Below are 18,161 nucleotides of genomic sequence, written 5' to 3'. Positions count from 1 at the left end.
AAGCGTGATCCGGAAAGCGGCGGAGCTATTCTCGGGTCAGAAAGGTCTCGACCGACCGCGACTGTTCACCGTTGCGAAACCGGCTGAAAGACAGGCTCAGACCGCCCTCGGCCAACGTCCTGTCGAACTGCTGCATTTCGTAGCCGCCGACATCGTCAATGAACAGCGAATAGACCGTCAGCGTGTCGCCAGTGATGCGGCCCCAGACAAACGGCTCACCCTTCATCGGATCGAGTTGAACCTCATGCCCAAAGACATTTCGGCGCATGGCGGCGGAAAAGACGTTGGGGCGGTCCGTCGGCACGAAATCGACGGAATATTCCTGCTCTTTCACGCGACCGTCATCCTTGTAGGTCGTCGTCTTCCAACTGACGTTGAATCCGTTCCTGGTCTCTTCGATCGTGACGCTCATGTCGCGCGGTGTCGTCGTGCCGTCCGCATCGACCAGTTCGGCCGACCCGCTGTAGGCCCCGACGAAAGGCGCGATCTCGGTCGCAAACGCCGGAATGGCAAGGGAAATCGTCAGAAGAATGGCTGCCGCCAAGTGCCTCATGACCGGAACTTGTCGGAATTGGACCAGCGGTTCCATTCGGTGTCTCCAAACCTCATTCGAACTACATTCTACAGGTGGAGGGGGCCGGCACAATCTCACACTGCCGCCCGACCACGAAAAATTGACGCGGCCGCCCGACTGTACCCGGCAGCGCAGGACGCCTATGGTGCGCGCAACTGGCCGATTGCGTCACGGCCATGACCCGGCTAAACGGCATACAACCGCATACAAGACGGAGTGACAGATGTCTCAGACCCGCACCGAATCCGACAGTTTTGGCCCGCTCGAAGTTCCGGCCGAGAAGTATTGGGGCGCCCAGACCCAACGCTCGATCATGAACTTCCCCATCGGCTGGGAAAAGCAGCCCGTCGCCATCGTGCGCGCGCTGGGCGTGGTCAAAAAGGCCTGCGCCATGGAAAACAAGGCTACCGGCAAGCTGGACGCGCGCATCGCCGATGCCATCATCCAGGCCGCAGGCGAAGTGATCGAGGGCAAGTTCGACGACAACTTCCCCCTGGTCGTCTGGCAGACCGGATCGGGCACTCAGTCGAACATGAACGCCAACGAGGTCATCGCCAACCGCGCTATCGAGATTCTCGGCGGCGTCATCGGCTCGAAGGATCCGGTGCACCCGAACGACCATTGCAACATGGGCCAGTCCTCGAACGACACCTTCCCGACCGCCATGCACATCGCCACCGCGATGAGCGTGCGCGACGTTCTGCTGCCCGGTCTGGAGAAGCTCGCCGCCGGGCTCGAACAGAAATCCGAAGAGTTCAAGGACATCATCAAGATCGGCCGCACCCACACCCAGGATGCGACCCCGCTGACCCTGGGCCAGGAGTTCAGCGGATATGCCCATCAGATCCGCCAGGGCATCGAGCGTGTCATGCTTGCAATGCCTCACATCTACGAATTGGCCCAAGGTGGAACGGCCGTGGGCACCGGCCTGAACACCCAGAAAGGCTGGGCCGAGGCCGTTGCCGCCAACATGGCCGAAATCACCGGCCTGCCCTTCGTCACCGCGCCCAACAAGTTCGAGGCGCTGGCCGCCCATGACGCGATGGTGTTCCTGTCGGGCGCCTTGGCCACGGTTGCGGGCAGCTGCTACAAGATCGCCAACGACATCCGCTTGCTGGGTTCCGGCCCGCGCTCGGGTCTGGGCGAGCTGATCCTGCCGGAAAACGAACCCGGCTCGTCGATCATGCCCGGCAAGGTGAACCCGACCCAGGCCGAGGCGATTACGCAGGTTGCTGCCCACGTGATAGGCAATGACGCAGGGATCAAGTTTGCCGGCAGCCAGGGCCATTTCGAGTTGAATGTGTACAACCCGATGATGGCCTACAACCTGCTGCAATCGATCCAGTTGCTGGGCGATGCGGCCGACAGCTTTACCGAACGCATGCTGCTGGGCATCAGGGCCAATGAAGAGCGTATCGAAAAGCTTATGCAGGAATCCCTGATGCTGGTCACAGCGCTGGCGCCCACCATCGGCTATGACAACGCCACCACGGTCGCCAAGACCGCGCACAAGAACGGCACCACGCTGAAGGAAGAGGCCATCAAGCTGGGCTTCGTCGACGAAGAGACCTTCGAGGCCGTCGTGCGCCCCGAGCACATGATCGGACCCAAGGGCTGATGGGCAAGCCGGTCAATCTGAACCGGTATCGCAAGGAGAAGGCGCGGGCCGAGAAAAAGGCCTGTGCCGACCGGAACTCGGTGGCGTTCGGGCGCAGCAAGGCGGAAAGGCAGCTGGACAAGGCCCGCGCCGACAAGGCCCGCGCCGACAAGGCCCGCCTCGATCTGGACAATCACGAGCTGGATGAATGAGCGGCCCGCCCGTGAAACGCTCGCTGACCCTCAAGGGGCACCGCACCTCGGTCTCGCTCGAGGATGAGTTCTGGCAGGCGTTCCGGGAAATCGCCAAGGAAAAAAGAATGCCAATCAATGTCTTGGCATCCGAAATTGATGTGGCGCGCGATCCGGAAACTGGGCTGGCTTCGGCCATTCGCGTCTTTGTCCTGAACTGGTACTGGTCGCCGGACCGCAACCCTTGATCTGATCGCTGTCGGTATCTAGGCTGACAGTGAACAAAAAGGGTACATTTCATGCGCGATCTTGTGACCGGCCCCGATGGCCTACCGCGATGTGGCTGGTGCCAGGTAGCGCCGGAATTCTTTGACTATCACGACAATGAATGGGGCTATCCGGTCGGAGACGACCAGCGCCTGTTCGAGAAACTGTGCCTCGAAAGCTTTCAGTCCGGCCTCAGCTGGCGCACCATCCTGGCCAAGCGCGAGAACTTTCGCAAAGCCTTTTCCGGTTTTGATTTCAACGTCATGGCCGGTTTTTCCGAAGGGGATGTGGAGCGGCTCTTGCAAGACTCAGGCATCATCCGCCACCGCGGCAAGATCGAAGCCGTGATCAACAACGCCCGCCGCGCGCAAGAGCTGGTGGCGGAAACCGGCTCTCTGGCCGCCTATGTCTGGCGGTTCGAGCCCGAACACTCGCCCGCGCCGCAGACGGCTTCGATCTCGCCCGAGTCGGTCGCCATGTCCAAGGATCTAAAGAAGCGCGGCTGGAAATTCGTCGGCCCCACCACCGTATTCGCTTTCATGCAGGCGATGGGGCTGGTGAATGACCACGCCACAGGCTGCGCCATGCGCGAGAAAGCGGCGCAGTTGCGCCGCTCGTTCACCAAACCGGTCTGACCTCAGACCGAGGCGCGGTAGATCTTGTCGATATTGCTGCCCAGGGCCGCGTTGAACTCGGCATCCGACTGCTGTTTCGAAAGCCCCTCGGTCAGCGCGCGCGAGAAGGAGGCGATCATCTTGCCGTTCTGCGCCAGCAGCGCACAGGCCTCGTCGGTCGAATAACCGCCCGACAGCGCCACGACCCGCAGAACGCGCGGATGGTCGGCGGCCTCGTCATACAGGTTGGCCTTGCTGGGCAGGGTCAGCTTCAGCATGACGTCCTGCCCCTCGCCCAGATCGTCGAGGTTCTTCAGGATTTCGGCCTTCAGGATCTCTTCGGCCTCGGCCTTGGTGTCCGACTTGATGTTCACCTCGGGCTCGATGATCGGCACCATGCCGGCGGCGATCACCTCGCGGGCCACGTCGAACTGCTGTTTCACCACGGCGGCGATGCCTTCGGCATTGGCCTCGTGGATGACCGAGCGCTCCTTGGTGCCGAACACGCCTTCGGCCTTGGCCAGCGTCTCGGCCAGGCCCGGGATGGGCTTCATCAGCTGCACGCCGTTGGCGGTGTCCTCAAGCCCCTTGTCGATCTTGAGGAACGGCACGATGCCTTTGACCGACCACAGGTAATCGGCCACCTTGCGGCCCTCGATTTCCTCGCCAAGCGTGCGTTCGAACAGGATCGCGCCGATCACCTTGTCGCGGGTGAAGTCATCGGCCAAGATGATGCGCGCACGCATCTTCTGGATCTCGGCAAACATCTCTTCTTCGGACGTGTAGTCCGAAGCATCCACCCCGTACAGCGCCAGCGCCTTGGGCGTCGAACCGCCGCTCTGATCCAGAGCGGCGATGAACCCCGCCCCGTTCTTCATCTGTTCGCGCTGGTCTGCCTTGGACATATCACTTTCCCCGTTCACTCTGATTCCGTTTTCAGCAACCGCATACAGCAAGCCGTTGATCGATGGTAGTTTGTTAGCGCTCAAGAACCCGGAGCCAGATGCCGTCGCGCGCCCGCACCGTCAGATGCGCGACCGGCACCGGATCGCGGCCCTCGATGCGGTCGAACCGGAAACGACGCAGAAGCGTGGACAGGATCAGCGGCCCCTCGACCATGGCGAATCCGGCCCCGGTGCAGACCCTCGGACCGGCGGAAAACGGGATGAAAGCCTCGCGCTGGCATCGCTGGCCGTTCTCGCTCTGCCATCGCGCGGGGTCAAAAGCATCGGGCCTTTCCCACAGCCGTTCATGGCGATGCAGATGCCAGGGGCTGAGAACGATCTGGGCGCCTTTCGGAATATCGCGGTCGCGGAACCTTTCCGCACGAGTTGCCTCACGCACCATCATCGGCACCGGAGGGTAGAGGCGCAACGCCTCGCGGAACACATCCTGGCTGAGCTTCAGGCGCGACATGACGGCAAACCCGCGGTCCTCCTCCAGCGCCCGCGCCTCTTGTGCAACCTTGTCCTGCCAATCCGGATACAGCGCCATCAGATACAGCGTCCAGGCCAATGCAGAAGCGCTGGTTTCATGGCCGGCCAGAAAGAAGATCGCCACCTGATCGACCATCTCGGAGGTGTCGAACCGCCGGCCGGTTATCGGATCGGCCGATGTCATGATCTTGGTGGCCAGATCGTCGGGGGCGTGCCCGGCCTCGATCTCGGCCATGCGCCGGGCCGTCAACGTCTCGATCAGCGCCCGGATCGCGGCGGCATTTTCCCGCGTCTGCCGTGCGTGAAACCGGGGAAACCAGCGCGGCACCGGAATGAAAGCGGCGAGGTTCAACAGTGGCTGCGCCCGCTGATAGGCGCGAAACCGGTCGAACACGCGCGTGGCGATCTCGTCGTCGATGGGAATCGAGAACAGGGTGCGAAATATCACATCCGCCGCAGCATGGCTCGTGACCTCTTCGATCTCGGTTTCCTGCCCGACCGCGTCCTGCAACCGCGCGGCACAGGCATCGGCCGCCGCCCGCATCGCCGGAAATGTGTCCTTCAACCGTCCCCCTTCAAAGGCAGGGTCGATGATGCGGCGCTGGCGTTTCCAGGTCTCGCCGTTGGTCACGAAGACCGAGTTGCCCAGCAGCGGCTTCAAGCCTTCGCGTATCCGGTCTGACTTGGGGAAATCGTCCGGCCGTTTCTTGAGGACGGTCTCGATCAAGTCCGGCTGGTTGACAAGAAACGACCGAAAGAACGGCGTACGAAACTCGGCCATCCAGGCGCGGTAGAGGCGCTGCGGCTGGGCCGACAGCAGATCCTGCCGGAACAGCCGCAGATACCGCCAGAGTGACACCCTGTCTGGCCGCGCGGGCGGTTTTGGCGGGTTCATGCCGCCACCGACGTGTATTTGGACACCGGCTCGTCAATTCGGGATTTCGACGCCGCGCGCCCAGCGAACCGCGCCCCGAGGGTCATGGGGCCGGCGGTGATGCGAAAATAGTCGTAGTCGCCCGGCCGGTCGAAAGCGCAGAGATACTGGAAATGCAGCCGGAAGAACCGCCAGCGCAATTCTGCCCAGCGCGCCGGCGATAGGGTCCGGGAAAAGGCAGCCGACAGAACCAAGGGCCAGCGCTTGCCTTGCGCCGCGACGCCGCTGACCGTCACGGGATCGCACAGGGCAAAGGCGCATCCGTCGCCCGGGGCCGACACGTCGATCCAGGTCAATTCGTCCCGGGCGCAAAGGTAGTGCAGATCGGACCGCAGACGGTGCGCCTGCGGCAGGAACGACACCATCGGCATGACCTGCCCCAGGGTCAGAAAGCCCAGCGCCGGTCCATCCTTCGAAACCCGCCCGCTTCGGATCAGATCGGCCAGAACGGAGACGCCCAGATGCGCGCCCGAACTGTGCCCGACCACCAAGACCTCGTCCACATCCTCCCGCAAGGCTTCGGCGATCTGCGCGGCGAAGGCGGACAACCGCGCCTCGAGCTCGGGCGGGTTCGCACCCCACAGCTGCGCCGAATAGATGTAGTTGTGCAGCAGGTAGTACACCAGCAGCCGGTTGTCCAACTGTCGGAACCAGTGGAGCATCGCCCCGGCAACGAGCAGCCCGGGGACAACGCCGAACCAGCCCAGCAACGGCCGGGACACCATGGCGATCCCCCACGCCGCGGCGATTGCAAGCGCCAGTTCCAGGGTCAGCATCCCCACCGGATAGAGCGCCGCGATCACCGGCCCCTTTCGCAGGCGCATCAGCCGCCAGAGCGTACCGGAGGCGATATAGATCCACGCCATCCGAACCGTGCGCAGATAGGTGGCGAAGATCGAACTGGCCATGCTCTCGCGCACGATGTCCGACCAGACCAGGACTTCGACCCGCGTCTCGACCCGCTGTCCTTCCTGCGTCGAGTCCACCTCCCAACCATAGGGGCCATCTCCCGACTTGGCCCGCAAGCTGATGTCATAGCCCGAGATGCACGCCTGCGCGGCCGCTTCCTTGCGGTAGAGTTCCCGATACCGTCTGGAATGCATGGGATCGTAGCCGGGAATGTAGAACACCCGGCGCCTTCGCACCTGTTTCTGCGACGGTTTGCTGCTCATGGCCTCGACCTCTGCGCTCAGACTAGCGCAGGTTCGCGGCGAGCGTAAGGCCGGTCCGGCCAAGGTTTTGACGCAAGTCCGGTGGCAATTTGCGGAACGATCAGCCCAGCGTGGCGAGCGCCGGGAATGTCTCCAGCAGCCACCAGCTGAATTCTGTGAACAGCCCGGTGATCAGCATGATGCCGACGAACAGCAGCAACCCGCCCATGACCTTTTCGATGGTGCCCATGTACGGCTTGATCCGGTTCATCACCGACATCGACCGGTTCAGGAACATCGCCGCCAGCAGGAAGGGAATCCCCAGTCCTGCGGCGTAGAGTCCCAACAGCAGAGTGCCGCGCGCGACCGAAGCTTCGGATGCGGCCAGAGACAGGATCGCTCCCAGTTGCGGACCGATGCAGGGGGTCCAGCCAAAGGCAAAGGCCAGCCCAAGAATGTAAGCCCCGAATACCGACCCGCCCGCATCGCCGGTTTCCATCCGCGCCTCGCGGTCCAGAATCGGAATGCGGAAAACGTTCAGGAAATGCAGCCCGAACACGATCACGACGGCGCCGGAGATCTTGGCGAACAGCACCTGATTGGACAGAACGAAGGCGCCGAAGGCCGACGCTGTGAACCCCAGCAGCAGAAAGACCGTCGAGAGGCCCAGAACGAAGAACAGCGCCGCCAGGGTCGCCCGCCGCCGCGCCTGCGCCTGGTCCTGCATTTCGTGGATCGTCACCCCGCTCATATAGGCGAGGTAGGGCGGCACGATGGGCAAGACGCAGGGCGACAGGAAACTGATGATCCCGCCGAGCATCGCGATGAACATGGCGGGCAACAGCCCCGCGTCGATGATATCGATTCCGAACATGCCTCAGCACATATGTCATGATTGCGGCAACGTCACGAGGCCATGCGGTCACATCCCCGTGCCCAGGCCGCGGGCTGGACAGAGGTGAAACATCGGAATATCTCGCCTTCATGACCGACGTCACCGATACTCTGGACGCATTGGGGCTGTTGTGCCCCCTGCCCGTTCTCAAGGCCCGCAAGCGGCTGAAATCCCTGCCCGAGGGCGCGATTCTGCGCGTTTTGGCAGATGATCCCGCCGCGATCGTGGACGTGCCGCATTTCTGCGCCGAAGCCGGGCACGCCCTGGTCTCGCGATCGGATGCCGATGGCCATCAGGTCTATCTGATCCGCAAGGGCGGATAGCAAAAGGGCGGGATGCTTGCTCCCGCCCATTTCGCTTGCCTCAGTTGCCCAGCGACCACCAGCCGCGCCGTTTCGGCTTGGGTGGCTCTGCCGCCTGTGCGGGTTCCTCCGCAACGATTTCCAGAACGGATCCTGCCGCGGTGTCTTCGGCCTGCTGCGGAACCGTGGCGTCGTCATCCGCGCGTTCTCCTTCGTCCTCAGCCGTCTCCGGCTCGGCCGATGCCATCACGGGCTCGGCCGGTTCCGGGACCACTTCGGTTTCGGGTGCCTCGACGGGTTCCGGCGCAGGGGTGTCTACAGCCTCTTCGACAGGCGCGGCCTCATCATCCGGCACATGCGCCTCCGCTTCGGCCGCGGTCTCCTCCGCCACTACGGCCTCCGTCGTTTCGGCCAGTTCATCCTTTTTCTTGCGCCGTGGCGCGCGGCGCTTCTTGCGCTTGGGCGCCTCTTCTTCAGCGGTGGCTTCTGCAGGCTCCTCAGACACCGCTTCCGCCTGCGGCTCCTCGGTCGCGTCACTCTCGGACGGCTCAGCAGACGTTTCCGTTCCTTCCGTCACCTCCGGCGCGTCGCCATTGTTGCCGCCCTTCTTGCGCCGCCGACGGCGACGCTTGCGCTTGGGCTTCGCCTCTTCTTCGGTCGAAACGGGGTCTTCCGTGATGTCGTCCTCGTCGATCTGATCCATCAGCGCGGCATCGGCCGAAACCACCGGAGTTGCGGGTTCGGGCACCACACGGCTGGCTGTCTTGAACTTCTCCATCGAGAAGTCCGGGCTGACCAGATGCACGTCGCCTTCGATGCGTACCGAGAGGCCGTAACGCAGCTCGATCTGGGCGATGTGCTCGCGTTTCTGGTTCATCAGGAAGTTGGCGATCCCGACCGGGCAGCGCACCAGAACCTCGCGCGACCGGCGGCGTGTGCCCTCCTCCTCGATCTGACGCAGAATGCTGAGCGCCATGTTGTCGTCCGAACGGATCAGACCGGTTCCGTGGCAGGACGGGCACGGCTGGGTCGTCGCCTCGATCATGCCGGGGCGCAGACGCTGCCGGCTCATCTCCAGCAGGCCAAAGCCCGAGATCCGGCCGACCTGAATGCGCGCCCGGTCGGTCTTGAGCCGGTCCTTCAAACGTTTCTCGACCGCGGCGTTGTTCTTGCGCTCGTCCATGTCGATGAAATCGATGACGATCAGCCCGGCCAGGTCACGCAGACGCAGCTGGCGCGCCACCTCCTCGGCGGCCTCCAGGTTGGTCTTGAGCGCCGTTTCCTCGATCGAGCCTTCTTTTGTGGCCCGGCCCGAGTTCACGTCGATCGCCACCAGCGCCTCGGTCACGCCGATCACGATGTAGCCGCCGGACTTCAGTTGAACCGTCGGGTTGAACATCGAACTCAGATAGCTTTCGACCTGATACCGCGCGAACAGCGGCAGCGGGTCTTCATACCGTTTCACGTTCTTGGCGTGCGACGGCATGATCATCTTCATGAAGTCCTTGGCGATGCGATAACCGGCTTCGCCTTCGACCAGAACCTCCTCGATATCGCGGTTGTAGAGGTCGCGGATCGACCGTTTGATCAGATCGCCTTCTTCGTAGATCCGCGCAGGCGCGATGGATTTCAGGGTCAGTTCCCTGATCTGTTCCCACATGCGCTGCAGATATTCATAGTCGCGCTTGATCTCGGACTTGGTGCGCTTGGCGCCGGCGGTGCGGATGATCAGGCCGGCACCGGCCGGCACGTCGATCTCCGAGGCGATTTCCTTGAGCTTCTTGCGGTCGGCCGCATTGGTGATCTTGCGGCTGATGCCACCGCCCCGCGCGGTGTTGGGCATCAGAACGCAGTACCGGCCCGCCAGCGACAGATAGGTGGTCAGCGCCGCACCCTTGTTGCCGCGCTCTTCCTTGACGACCTGCACCAGCAGAACCTGGCGCACCTTGATGACTTCCTGGATCTTGTAGCGGCGCGGGCGCGGTTTGCGCGGCGGACGGATGTCGTCGCTGTCATCCTCTTCCGCGACCGACTCGATCGTGTCGTCCTTCTCGGCCGCGTCAAAGGCGGCTTCACCGTCCTCGTCGTCGGACTCGGGTGCATCCTCGCCGTCCCCTTCGCGGTCTTCGTCCAGAGTGTCCTCGGCTTCCGGCGCCTCGGCGGCGGCGATGTCTTCGCCCTCCGGCTGCTCGGGGGATTCGGCGGCGCCTTCTTCGGCCGAGTCATCCTCAAGCGTGTCCTCCGGTTCCTCGACCGGCGTCTCGGCGACCAGTTCCATGGGCGACGTGCCTTCGGGCACTTCGGCGTCCTCGTCCTCGTCGCCCAGATCGATGGTCTCCATGCCCGTGGGCTCCGAGGCCAGGTCCCTGGTCTCGACCGGATCGTTCGACTTCAGATCCTCAGCCTTGCTGCGCGACCGCGACCGACGCTTTTTGGGTTTGCTTTCCTCGGCCTCGTCCCGCGCCCTCATCGCCTCGGCATAGGCGCGCTCTTCTTCCATCAGCGCCTCGCGGTCGGCGACCGGGATCTGGTAGTAGTCCGGATGGATTTCGGAAAAGGCCAGAAACCCGTGCCGGTTCCCGCCATAATCCACAAAGGCCGCCTGCAGCGACGGTTCGACCCGTGTTACCTTTGCGAGATAGATGTTGCCGGCAAGCTGCCGTTTGTTTTCGGATTCAAAGTCGAATTCCTCGACCTTGTTGCCGTCCACCACCACGACGCGGGTTTCCTCCGCGTGGGTGGCATCGATAAGCATCTTCTTGGCCATGTGTCCTTCGTGCACCGCGCCAAAGGCGTTGTCCTACCCGATCCGGGCGGACGGGCGCTTTTGGGGTGGTGTCTTGTCAGGGCGATATCGGACGGCGCACGGCAGGGTGCGGCGCAATGGCCCCCTGCCCGTTCACTCAATCGTTGCGCGCGCGTCATCGCGGTTCTTCTCCGACAGACGCGGCCTGGCCGGCGCCTGCCCATTCATTCCTTTCACCCGATTGCCCGGGCGAAGGCATTCCAGCACCCCTGAAAAGGGGCTCAATCAGCCTGCATTGCCTCGTGGGGATCATCGCCATCCGCGGCAGTGCAGCGAAACTCAAAGATTCGGGGCTTAGGGGCGCAGAAACGGCCCGGCCCGTCCCGCCACAATAAATGCAGTCCGGTGGAAAAGACAATGGGCAAACTGCACGGCAACCCCGGCGCGCCCCGCCAAGCACTTCATCTGGCCCGAAATATCCCGGGGGTGAATTGGCCTGAAAGGCCAAGAGGGGGCTGGCCCCCTCCCCGCTACAGGTAGTCCGAGCGCTGCAACCCGTATTTGGCCATCTTCTCGTTCAGCGTCCGGCGCGGCAGGCACAGCTCCTCCATCACCGACGCGATCGACCCCTTGTGGCGCCGCATCGTGTTGTCGATCAGCATCCGCTCGAAGGCTTCCACATACTCCTTCAGCGGCTTGCCCTCGGTGGTCATCACCGGTTGCATCTCTTCATGATCCGACATCAAGAGCGACGCGATGGTTCCCGACCCGCGCCGCGACTGCAGCACCGCGCGTTCGGCGATGTTGATCAACTGGCGCACGTTGCCCGGCCACGGGGCCTGCAACAGCTGCGCAGCCTCCTGCGCGCTGACCTGGGGCGCATCACAGCCATATTCCTCGGCGAACTGCTCGCTCAGGCGGGTGAACAGGGTCAGAATGTCTTCTCCGCGCTGGCGCAGCGGCGGCATCGTGATCCGCAGCGCCGCCAGGCGATAAAACAGATCGGGGCGCAGCACGTCCTCGCTGGTCTTGCCCGCCTCCTGCAGGTTCGAGATGGCGACGATCCGCGTTTCGGCCGGCGTCCCCTGCTCGTTCATCACGCTCAGCAACCGTGCCTGCAGCGTATCGCTCAGCGCCTCGACATCTTCCAGAACCAGCGTTCCGCCGCGCGCCTCCTCGATGGCCGGAAGCTGGGTGTCCTCGGGCAGCATCGGGCCGAAAAGGCGCTTGGACAGGGCCTGTTCCTCCAGCGCGGCGCAGGAGACCAGAACGAATTTCTTGCCCGCACGGCTGCCCACCGCATGCAGCGCGTGGGCCACCAGCGTCTTGCCGGTGCCTGTCTCGCCGTCGATCAGCACGTGCCCGTCCGCCTGTCCGAGATCGAGGATATCCTCGCGCAGGCGTTCCATGACCGGGCTCGCGCCGATCAGCTTGTTCATGATCTGGGTGCCGCCCGACAGTTCCCGGCGCAGAGCGCGGTTGTCGAGCGTCAGGCGGCGCATGCTGCTGGCCCGTTTGGCCAGTTCCGACATGCGGTCCGGGTTGAACGGCTTTTCCAGGAAGTCGAAGGCACCGACGCGCATCGCCTCGACCGCCATCGGCACATCCCCGTGACCGGTGATCATGATGACCGGCAGGGTGCTGTCCGAGCCCATCAGCTTCTTGAGGAACTGAATCCCGTCCATGCCGGGCATCTTGATGTCCGAGATCACGATCCCCGGATAGTCCGGCCCCAGAACCTTGAGGGCCTCCTCGGCGCTTGCGAAGGTTTCCGTGTCATATCCTGACAGCGCCAGCCATTGGCTGATCGACTGGCGCATGTCCTGTTCGTCATCCACAATGGCGATCTTCATGGCCTGTGCCATAGTCATTCCTCGTCATTCGGCGGCCTCCAGGCCGTCCTTGTCCAAAATCGGCAGCTGCATCTCGAACACCGCGCCGCCGTGCTGCCCGTTGCGGGCCGTCAACCGTCCGCCGTGGTCGTTCACGATCCCGGACGAGATGGCAAGACCCAGACCGACCCCGTCGCCCGGCTGCTTGGTCGTGTAGAACGGCTCGAACAGGTTCTCGATATCCTCGATCCCGTGCCCGTTATCGCGCACCGTGAGAACCGCCATGTCCCCGGCCGCAAGGATGATTTCAACGTCCGGCTCAGGCACTGATTTGGTAGCGTCGAGCGCATTGCGCAAGAGGTTCACCATCACCTGCTCGATCCGCATCCGGTCGCCCATCACCAGGACCGGCTCTTCGGGCAGGATCTGGGTGATCTTGACATGCCGCTGACGCAGTTGCGGCTCCATCATCGACAGGGACGAGGCCAGCGCATCGCCAAGATTTACTGGGCTGAACGCATCTGCTCCCTTGCGCGCATAGGACTTCAGCTGGCGGGTGATCGCCCCCATCCGTTCGATCAGGCCATCGATGCGGCCAAAGCTGGCCAGGGCCTCCTCGGGACGGTTGCGCCGCAGTAAAAGCCGGGCGCCGGCCAGATAGGTCTTCATCGCAGCAAGCGGCTGGTTCAGTTCGTGACTCACCGCGGCCGACATCTCGCCCAGCGCGGCCAGTTTCGAGCTCTGCGCAAGGGTTTGTTCGGCCACTTCCAGGGTTTTCTGGACCCGTTCCCGTTCAGCAATTTCCCGCTGCAGCCTTGCGTTCAATGCGCGAAGCTCCGCCGACTCGCGTTGGAACAAGGCCATGCGCAGCGCCGTGCGGCGGCTCAGCGCATAGAAGGCCAGAGCCAGCAGAATCGCAAATCCCATGATCTCGAGCGCCAGAACGCTGTTCACCCGCTCGCGGATCGAGGAATAGGTGGTGAAGGATGTCATCTGCCAGCCGCGGAACGGGATGCGCGTTTCCATCCGCATCACGGCTTCACCCTGCAGATAGGCATCCGGAGGCAGCCCGGTCCAATCGGTCGTCGCCCGGATGGCGCGCTGAATCGCCGATTGGGGCGGCTGACGCAGCAGCGCCTCGTCCTCGTTCAGCCCGCGCCAGCGCGGCTCGGTGGACAGAATGATCGTGCCCGTGCTGTCGGCCACCATCACCGCATCCGAAATGCCTGCCCAGGCGCGTTCGAATTTCTGCAAGTCAACCTCGACGACGATGACGCCCAAGACCTCGGGTCCGGCATCGATTCGCCGGGAATAGGCAAAGCTGTATCCGCCGGCCTCGCGCGGGATCACCGAGAAAATCGTCGAGTTCGAGCGCAAAGCTTCCACGAAATAGGGCGAGCTGCGGTGTGTTTCGCCCAGCCGGTTGCGATCGGTCGCCGCGACCGAGCGGCCATCGCGGTCCAGCAGCATCAGGGACGCCGCGCCGATCTCCTCGACGAATGAAATCAGGCGCTGGGTGGACAGAGAGAAATCGTTCGACTGCAACGCCGCGATCAGGGTCGGATCGCGCGCCAGAAGCTGCGGCACGATGGCGTTTCGGCGCAACTCGCTCAGCAGGTTGCCGGAATAGAGCGCCAGCCGCAACTCGGCGCGGTTGCGGGTGCTTTCGGTGAACCGCTGGGTCAGCAGGTGGTTGGTGATCCAGACCGTAAAGACCGCAAGAACCAGCAGCGCCAGGATGACGGTGCGCAGACGCCACCCGATCGAACTGGATTGCACCCAGGACTCGGTCGCGGCGCTCTTCTTTCGGCCTTCGGAACTCATTTCCAGAAGCTACGCCGCCTTGTGCAGCGACTCAAGTCAAGCCGGCGTCAGAACGCCCGCCAGTGCGCGGAAGAGCGCCGCACCGTCCGTGCCGCCATGACCTGGATCGGCGGCGCGTTCGGGATGCGGCATCATTCCCAGAACCCTCCGGTTTTCCGACAGGATTCCGGCAATGTCGGCGCGCGAGCCGTTGGGATTCTCGCTATAGGTGAAGGCCACCCTGTCCTGATCGCGCAAGGCCGCAAGGGTGTCATCGTCGGCAAAGTAGTTGCCGTCGTGATGCGCGATCGGAATGTCGATCACGTCGCCCGCGTTGTACCCCTGCGTGAAGGCGCTGTCGCTGGTGGTCACTTTCAGCCCGACGGTCCGGCAGATGTACTTGAGGCCGGCATTGCGCAACAGCGCCCCTGGCAAAATCCCGGTCTCGGTCAGGATCTGGAACCCGTTGCAGATCCCCAGGGCATAACCGCCGCGTTCGGTATGTTCCACGACGGCCTTGCAGATCGGCGACTGTGCCGCAATGGCGCCGCAGCGCAGATAGTCGCCATAGGAAAACCCGCCGGGCACGCCGACGATATCGACACCTGCGGGCAGCGCCGCGTCCTTGTGCCAGACCATGTCCACCTGAAATCCCGCCCGTTCGAACGCCACCGCAAGGTCTCTATCGCAGTTCGATCCGGGAAAAACGACAACGGCTGCACGCATGGCGGCGTCTCCTAGTTTGCAAAATCGGTGATGACGGCCACGCCCGGAGGCGCGGGGCGGTCAAAGGCGGCAAGCTCGTCGCTTGCCTGGCTCAGGGCGATGGTTCGGGTCACGAGCGGGCCAAGTTCCACTTGCCCGCCTGCGATCAGGTTCAGAAGCGACGGGTAGCGCCAACTGGGCATGCCGCGGGTTCCGTGAATGGTCAACTGGCCGGCATAGAGCGCATCCATCGGCAGCGTCATTTGCGCATGATCGCCGGCTGGCATCCCGATCTGGACCATCCGGCCCAGTTTTCGCAGCGACCGCAGGGTGGCGACCGTTGTGGTTTCGATCCCCAGCGCCTCGATCGCCACATGCGCCCCGCCGCCGGTGATCTCTCGCACCGCACCCGGCGCGTCGGCGGTTTCGGCGTTCACGACCGCATCTGCGCCGAGCGCGCGGGCATAGTCCAGTTTTTCATCGCTGACATCCACGACCACGACGCGGGCACCAAGCGCCCGGCCCAGCAGCAGCGCCGAAATCCCGACGCCACCTCCACCGAACACGGCCAGCCACTCGCCCGGTCCGATCCGCGCCCGACCCACCAGCGCCTGCCAGGCCGTGGTCACACGACACCCCAGCGCCGCGGCGATTTCGGGCGCAAGCGTGTCGGGCAAGGCGGTCAGATTGGCATCGGCATGCGCCACGGCGATCAACTCGGCAAAGGCGCCGTCGCAGGTGAAACCGGGCACGACCTGGTCGGTGCAGACCGTCTGATTACCAGCCGCGCAGTCGCCGCAACGGCCGCACGCCAGGATGAAGGGCGCAATCACCCGGTCTCCGATCCGCCAGCGCGTCACGTCCCTGCCGACGGCGACCACTTCACCGCAGAATTCGTGGCCCGGCGTGATCGGCATGACGACATCCGGGTCCGACCCCGTCCAGGCGTGCCAGTCCGACCGGCACACGCCGCAGGCCAGCACCCGCAGCACCACGCTGTTGGCCTCCGGCTCAGGGTCCGGCACGGTCGTCAGGTCCAGCGGCTGACGGTAGGCGATCAGACGCGCGGCCCGCATGAGTCAGCCAAGCTCGATCTCGTAGCGTTCGATCACGGTATTCGCCAGCAGCTTTTCGCACATCTCGGCAACGTCCGCCTCGGTCGTGCCCTCGGCCAGTTCCAGGTCGATCACCTTGCCCTGCCGGACCCCTTCGACCTTGTCGAAACCCATGGCGCCCAAGGCGTGACGCACGGCCTCGCCCTGCGGATCGAGCACCCCGGTCTTGAGCATCACATGCACCCGTGCCTTCATTTCCTGCAACTCCACTATCGCCCGCCCCAAACCGGGCTTTTCCGTTGCGCGGGGGATACCCTGCTTCCCTCCCGTGAACAAGCCTTCGATGGCGGCACGGGCGGTCGTTCGCGGCGCAGGGATCCGGCCGCGCTAGCTGGATGGGGAGACCTGAAACGAGGTGGAGAGCCCCGGATACCGGGCGTCGATCGCGTCGAACACGCCGGTCAGCACCATTTCGATGGCGACCGCCACCAGAATGATGGCCATCACCCTCGTAATCACGCTGATCATCGTCGTTCCCAGAAACCGCGAGATGCGATCCGCAAAGATGAGGCCCAGGCCGACAAGAGCGCAGGCGATCAGAACGGCCGAACCCAACGTCACGATTTCGGCCCCGTCCGGCAGCATATGGGCGAAGACGATGGCGGTCGCGATGGTACCCGGACCAATCGTCAGGGGAATGGCAAGCGGTACGACGGCGATGTTGCCCTTGCCGGCGTGACCTTCGCTGACTGCCTCTCGATCGCCTTGGGAACGGTCCGAGGCGTTCAACATCGTCAACCCGACGCCCAGAATGACGATCCCGCCGGCGACACGGAACGACGGGATGTCAATTCCGAAGATCGCGAGAATCTCTTCTCCCACGCCGACTGCGATCAATGCGACGACCGTCACGGTTGCCGTCACGATCAACGCCACCCTGCGGCGCTCGGCCGCGGAATAGCCCTCGGTCATGCCGAGGAAGATCGGGATTCCGTACAGAGGATTGAAGATCGCCAGCAAAGCCGCGAGAAACTTGAGGAAAATCGCCTGATCGAAAAGCTCGCCCATGTCTTCCTGGCCTCCAGACGGCAGCATCCGTCCATCGTTGAACCAGGCCAGCCGTGCCGCGGATCATACTGCACCAAGCAGCCAAGAAAAGCCCGGTGCAAGCCGAACCTGAGACAAACGCGGGATACGCGACGACTTTCGGACCGGGCCGCAATTCACAAAGGCTCCGATGTCCCGCCCACGCGTGTACCGCCCACGCGCGCAAGGCAAGGCCATGGCGCGCCGCCCTCTGGCTCAGTTGATCAGGGTTGGCTTGGCCACCGCGCTCTTGGGCAGAACGCCAAGGCGGCGCGCGACTTCGGAATAGGCGTCCGTCAGATTGCCCAGATCACGGCGAAACACGTCCTTGTCAAGCTTCTGACCGGTTTCGATGTCCCACAGACGGCAGCTGTCAGGGCTGATCTCGTCCGCCACGATCAGCCGCTGGAAGTCGCCGTCATAGACGCGGCCGATCTCGATCTTGAAATCGATCAGCCGGATGCCCACGGCCAGCATCACGCCGCTCATGAAGTCGTTGACCCGCAGCGCCAGGCTCACGATGTCGTCCATGTCCTGCTGGCTGGCCCAGCCGAAGGCGGCGATATGCTCCTCGGTCACAAGCGGATCACCCAGCGCATCGTCCTTGTAGCAGTATTCGATGATCGGTCGCGGCAACTGGGTGCCTTCGGCGATTCCCAACCGTTTGGACAGCGATCCGGCCGCATAGTTGCGCACGATGACCTCCAGCGGAATGATCTCGCAGCTGCGCACAAGCTGTTCGCGCATATTAAGGCGGCGGATGAAATGGGTCGGGACGCCGATCTGGTTCAGGCCATTCATGAAGAATTCGCTCAGACGGTTGTTCAAAACGCCCTTGCCCTCGACCACGTCTTTCTTTTCGGCGTTGAAGGCCGTGGCGTCGTCCTTGAAATACTGAACGATGGTCCCCGGTTCCGGGCCTTCGTACAGGATCTTGGCCTTGCCTTCGTAGATTTTCTTGCGACGCGCCATG

18 protein-coding genes are annotated in these 18,161 nt (G+C 63.5%); 5 read left to right on the top strand and 13 right to left on the bottom strand.

Annotated features, from left to right (window positions below; all coding sequences use genetic code 11):
* Positions 1–25: 25 nt before the first annotated feature.
* A complete protein-coding gene (locus AC2FNJ_RS02560) occupies positions 26–589 on the bottom strand; it encodes a hypothetical protein (protein WP_496762168.1) in 564 nt (187 codons plus the stop codon).
* 208 nt (positions 590–797) lie between these two features.
* Here AC2FNJ_RS02560 and fumC point away from each other — a divergent pair, with 208 nt between their 5' ends.
* Genes fumC through AC2FNJ_RS02540 form a run of 4 tightly spaced genes read left to right on the top strand, consistent with a single transcriptional unit; the run spans position 798 to position 3,264 of the window.
* Positions 798–2,192 (top strand): class II fumarate hydratase, encoded by a 1,395-nt coding sequence (gene fumC / locus AC2FNJ_RS02555; RefSeq protein WP_496762166.1) that lies wholly within the window; start codon positions 798–800, stop codon positions 2,190–2,192.
* Positions 2,192–2,383, top strand: coding sequence for a DUF4169 family protein (locus AC2FNJ_RS02550; protein ID WP_496762165.1), 192 nt, complete (start codon positions 2,192–2,194; stop codon positions 2,381–2,383). The genes fumC and AC2FNJ_RS02550 overlap by 1 nt, the downstream gene beginning before the upstream one ends.
* Positions 2,380–2,610 (top strand): ribbon-helix-helix domain-containing protein, encoded by a 231-nt coding sequence (locus tag AC2FNJ_RS02545; RefSeq protein WP_496762164.1) that lies wholly within the window; start codon positions 2,380–2,382, stop codon positions 2,608–2,610. The genes AC2FNJ_RS02550 and AC2FNJ_RS02545 overlap by 4 nt, the downstream gene beginning before the upstream one ends.
* A gap of 51 nt (positions 2,611–2,661) precedes the next feature.
* Positions 2,662–3,264 carry a DNA-3-methyladenine glycosylase I gene (locus tag AC2FNJ_RS02540; RefSeq protein WP_496762162.1) on the top strand — a complete coding sequence of 201 codons (603 nt, stop codon included), beginning with the start codon at positions 2,662–2,664 and terminating at the stop codon, positions 3,262–3,264.
* A gap of 2 nt (positions 3,265–3,266) precedes the next feature.
* Here the strand turns inward: AC2FNJ_RS02540 and AC2FNJ_RS02535 are convergent, their stop codons facing one another.
* The 4 genes from AC2FNJ_RS02535 to AC2FNJ_RS02520 form a co-directional block, all read right to left on the bottom strand.
* On the bottom strand, positions 3,267–4,148 hold the full coding sequence (locus AC2FNJ_RS02535) for a fructose bisphosphate aldolase (RefSeq protein ID WP_496762161.1): 882 nt from the start codon (positions 4,146–4,148) through the stop codon (positions 3,267–3,269).
* Positions 4,149–4,221: 73 nt separating this feature from the next.
* Complete coding sequence (locus AC2FNJ_RS02530) at positions 4,222–5,574, bottom strand: cytochrome P450 (RefSeq protein WP_496762160.1); 1,353 nt, start codon at positions 5,572–5,574, stop codon at positions 4,222–4,224.
* Positions 5,571–6,785 carry a hypothetical protein gene (locus AC2FNJ_RS02525; protein WP_496762158.1) on the bottom strand — a complete coding sequence of 405 codons (1,215 nt, stop codon included), beginning with the start codon at positions 6,783–6,785 and terminating at the stop codon, positions 5,571–5,573. Before AC2FNJ_RS02525 ends, AC2FNJ_RS02530 begins: the two co-directional genes overlap by 4 nt.
* A gap of 100 nt (positions 6,786–6,885) precedes the next feature.
* Positions 6,886–7,638 (bottom strand): cytochrome c biogenesis CcdA family protein, encoded by a 753-nt coding sequence (locus AC2FNJ_RS02520; protein WP_496762156.1) that lies wholly within the window; start codon positions 7,636–7,638, stop codon positions 6,886–6,888.
* Positions 7,639–7,748: 110 nt separating this feature from the next.
* Between AC2FNJ_RS02520 and AC2FNJ_RS02515 the strand changes: the two genes are divergently transcribed.
* Positions 7,749–7,982, top strand: coding sequence for a sulfurtransferase TusA family protein (locus AC2FNJ_RS02515; protein ID WP_496762155.1), 234 nt, complete (start codon positions 7,749–7,751; stop codon positions 7,980–7,982).
* A gap of 40 nt (positions 7,983–8,022) precedes the next feature.
* Here the strand turns inward: AC2FNJ_RS02515 and AC2FNJ_RS02510 are convergent, their stop codons facing one another.
* The 8 genes from AC2FNJ_RS02510 to purC all read right to left on the bottom strand — a co-directional run bounded on the left by AC2FNJ_RS02510 (position 8,023) and on the right by purC (position 18,160).
* The gene (locus AC2FNJ_RS02510; protein ID WP_496762153.1) at positions 8,023–10,728 is read right to left on the bottom strand and encodes a ribonuclease E/G; all 2,706 of its coding nucleotides are present in this window, start codon (positions 10,726–10,728) and stop codon (positions 8,023–8,025) included.
* Positions 10,729–11,237: 509 nt separating this feature from the next.
* Complete coding sequence (locus AC2FNJ_RS02505; protein ID WP_496762151.1) at positions 11,238–12,572, bottom strand: sigma-54-dependent transcriptional regulator; 1,335 nt, start codon at positions 12,570–12,572, stop codon at positions 11,238–11,240.
* A 12-nt stretch (positions 12,573–12,584) separates the two neighbouring features.
* On the bottom strand, positions 12,585–14,363 hold the full coding sequence (locus AC2FNJ_RS02500; protein ID WP_496762150.1) for a sensor histidine kinase: 1,779 nt from the start codon (positions 14,361–14,363) through the stop codon (positions 12,585–12,587).
* 36 nt (positions 14,364–14,399) lie between these two features.
* Positions 14,400–15,068 carry a phosphoribosylformylglycinamidine synthase subunit PurQ gene (gene purQ, locus AC2FNJ_RS02495; RefSeq protein ID WP_496762148.1) on the bottom strand — a complete coding sequence of 223 codons (669 nt, stop codon included), beginning with the start codon at positions 15,066–15,068 and terminating at the stop codon, positions 14,400–14,402.
* Positions 15,069–15,079: 11 nt separating this feature from the next.
* Positions 15,080–16,123, bottom strand: a complete 1,044-nt coding sequence (locus AC2FNJ_RS02490) for a zinc-dependent alcohol dehydrogenase family protein (RefSeq protein ID WP_496762147.1) — start codon at positions 16,121–16,123, stop codon at positions 15,080–15,082.
* A 3-nt stretch (positions 16,124–16,126) separates the two neighbouring features.
* The gene (purS, locus tag AC2FNJ_RS02485) at positions 16,127–16,357 is read right to left on the bottom strand and encodes a phosphoribosylformylglycinamidine synthase subunit PurS (RefSeq protein ID WP_496762145.1); all 231 of its coding nucleotides are present in this window, start codon (positions 16,355–16,357) and stop codon (positions 16,127–16,129) included.
* Positions 16,358–16,489: 132 nt separating this feature from the next.
* Positions 16,490–17,197 carry a MarC family protein gene (locus tag AC2FNJ_RS02480; protein ID WP_496762144.1) on the bottom strand — a complete coding sequence of 236 codons (708 nt, stop codon included), beginning with the start codon at positions 17,195–17,197 and terminating at the stop codon, positions 16,490–16,492.
* 207 nt (positions 17,198–17,404) lie between these two features.
* On the bottom strand, positions 17,405–18,160 hold the full coding sequence (purC, locus tag AC2FNJ_RS02475) for a phosphoribosylaminoimidazolesuccinocarboxamide synthase (RefSeq protein ID WP_496762142.1): 756 nt from the start codon (positions 18,158–18,160) through the stop codon (positions 17,405–17,407).
* Between the last annotated feature and the right edge of the window lies 1 nt (position 18,161).

It is taken from the genome of Ruegeria sp. BHSB196 (genome assembly GCF_059613135.1).
Note: the sequence above shows the minus strand (reverse complement) of the source record. Positions and strands in the feature narration are given on the sequence as shown.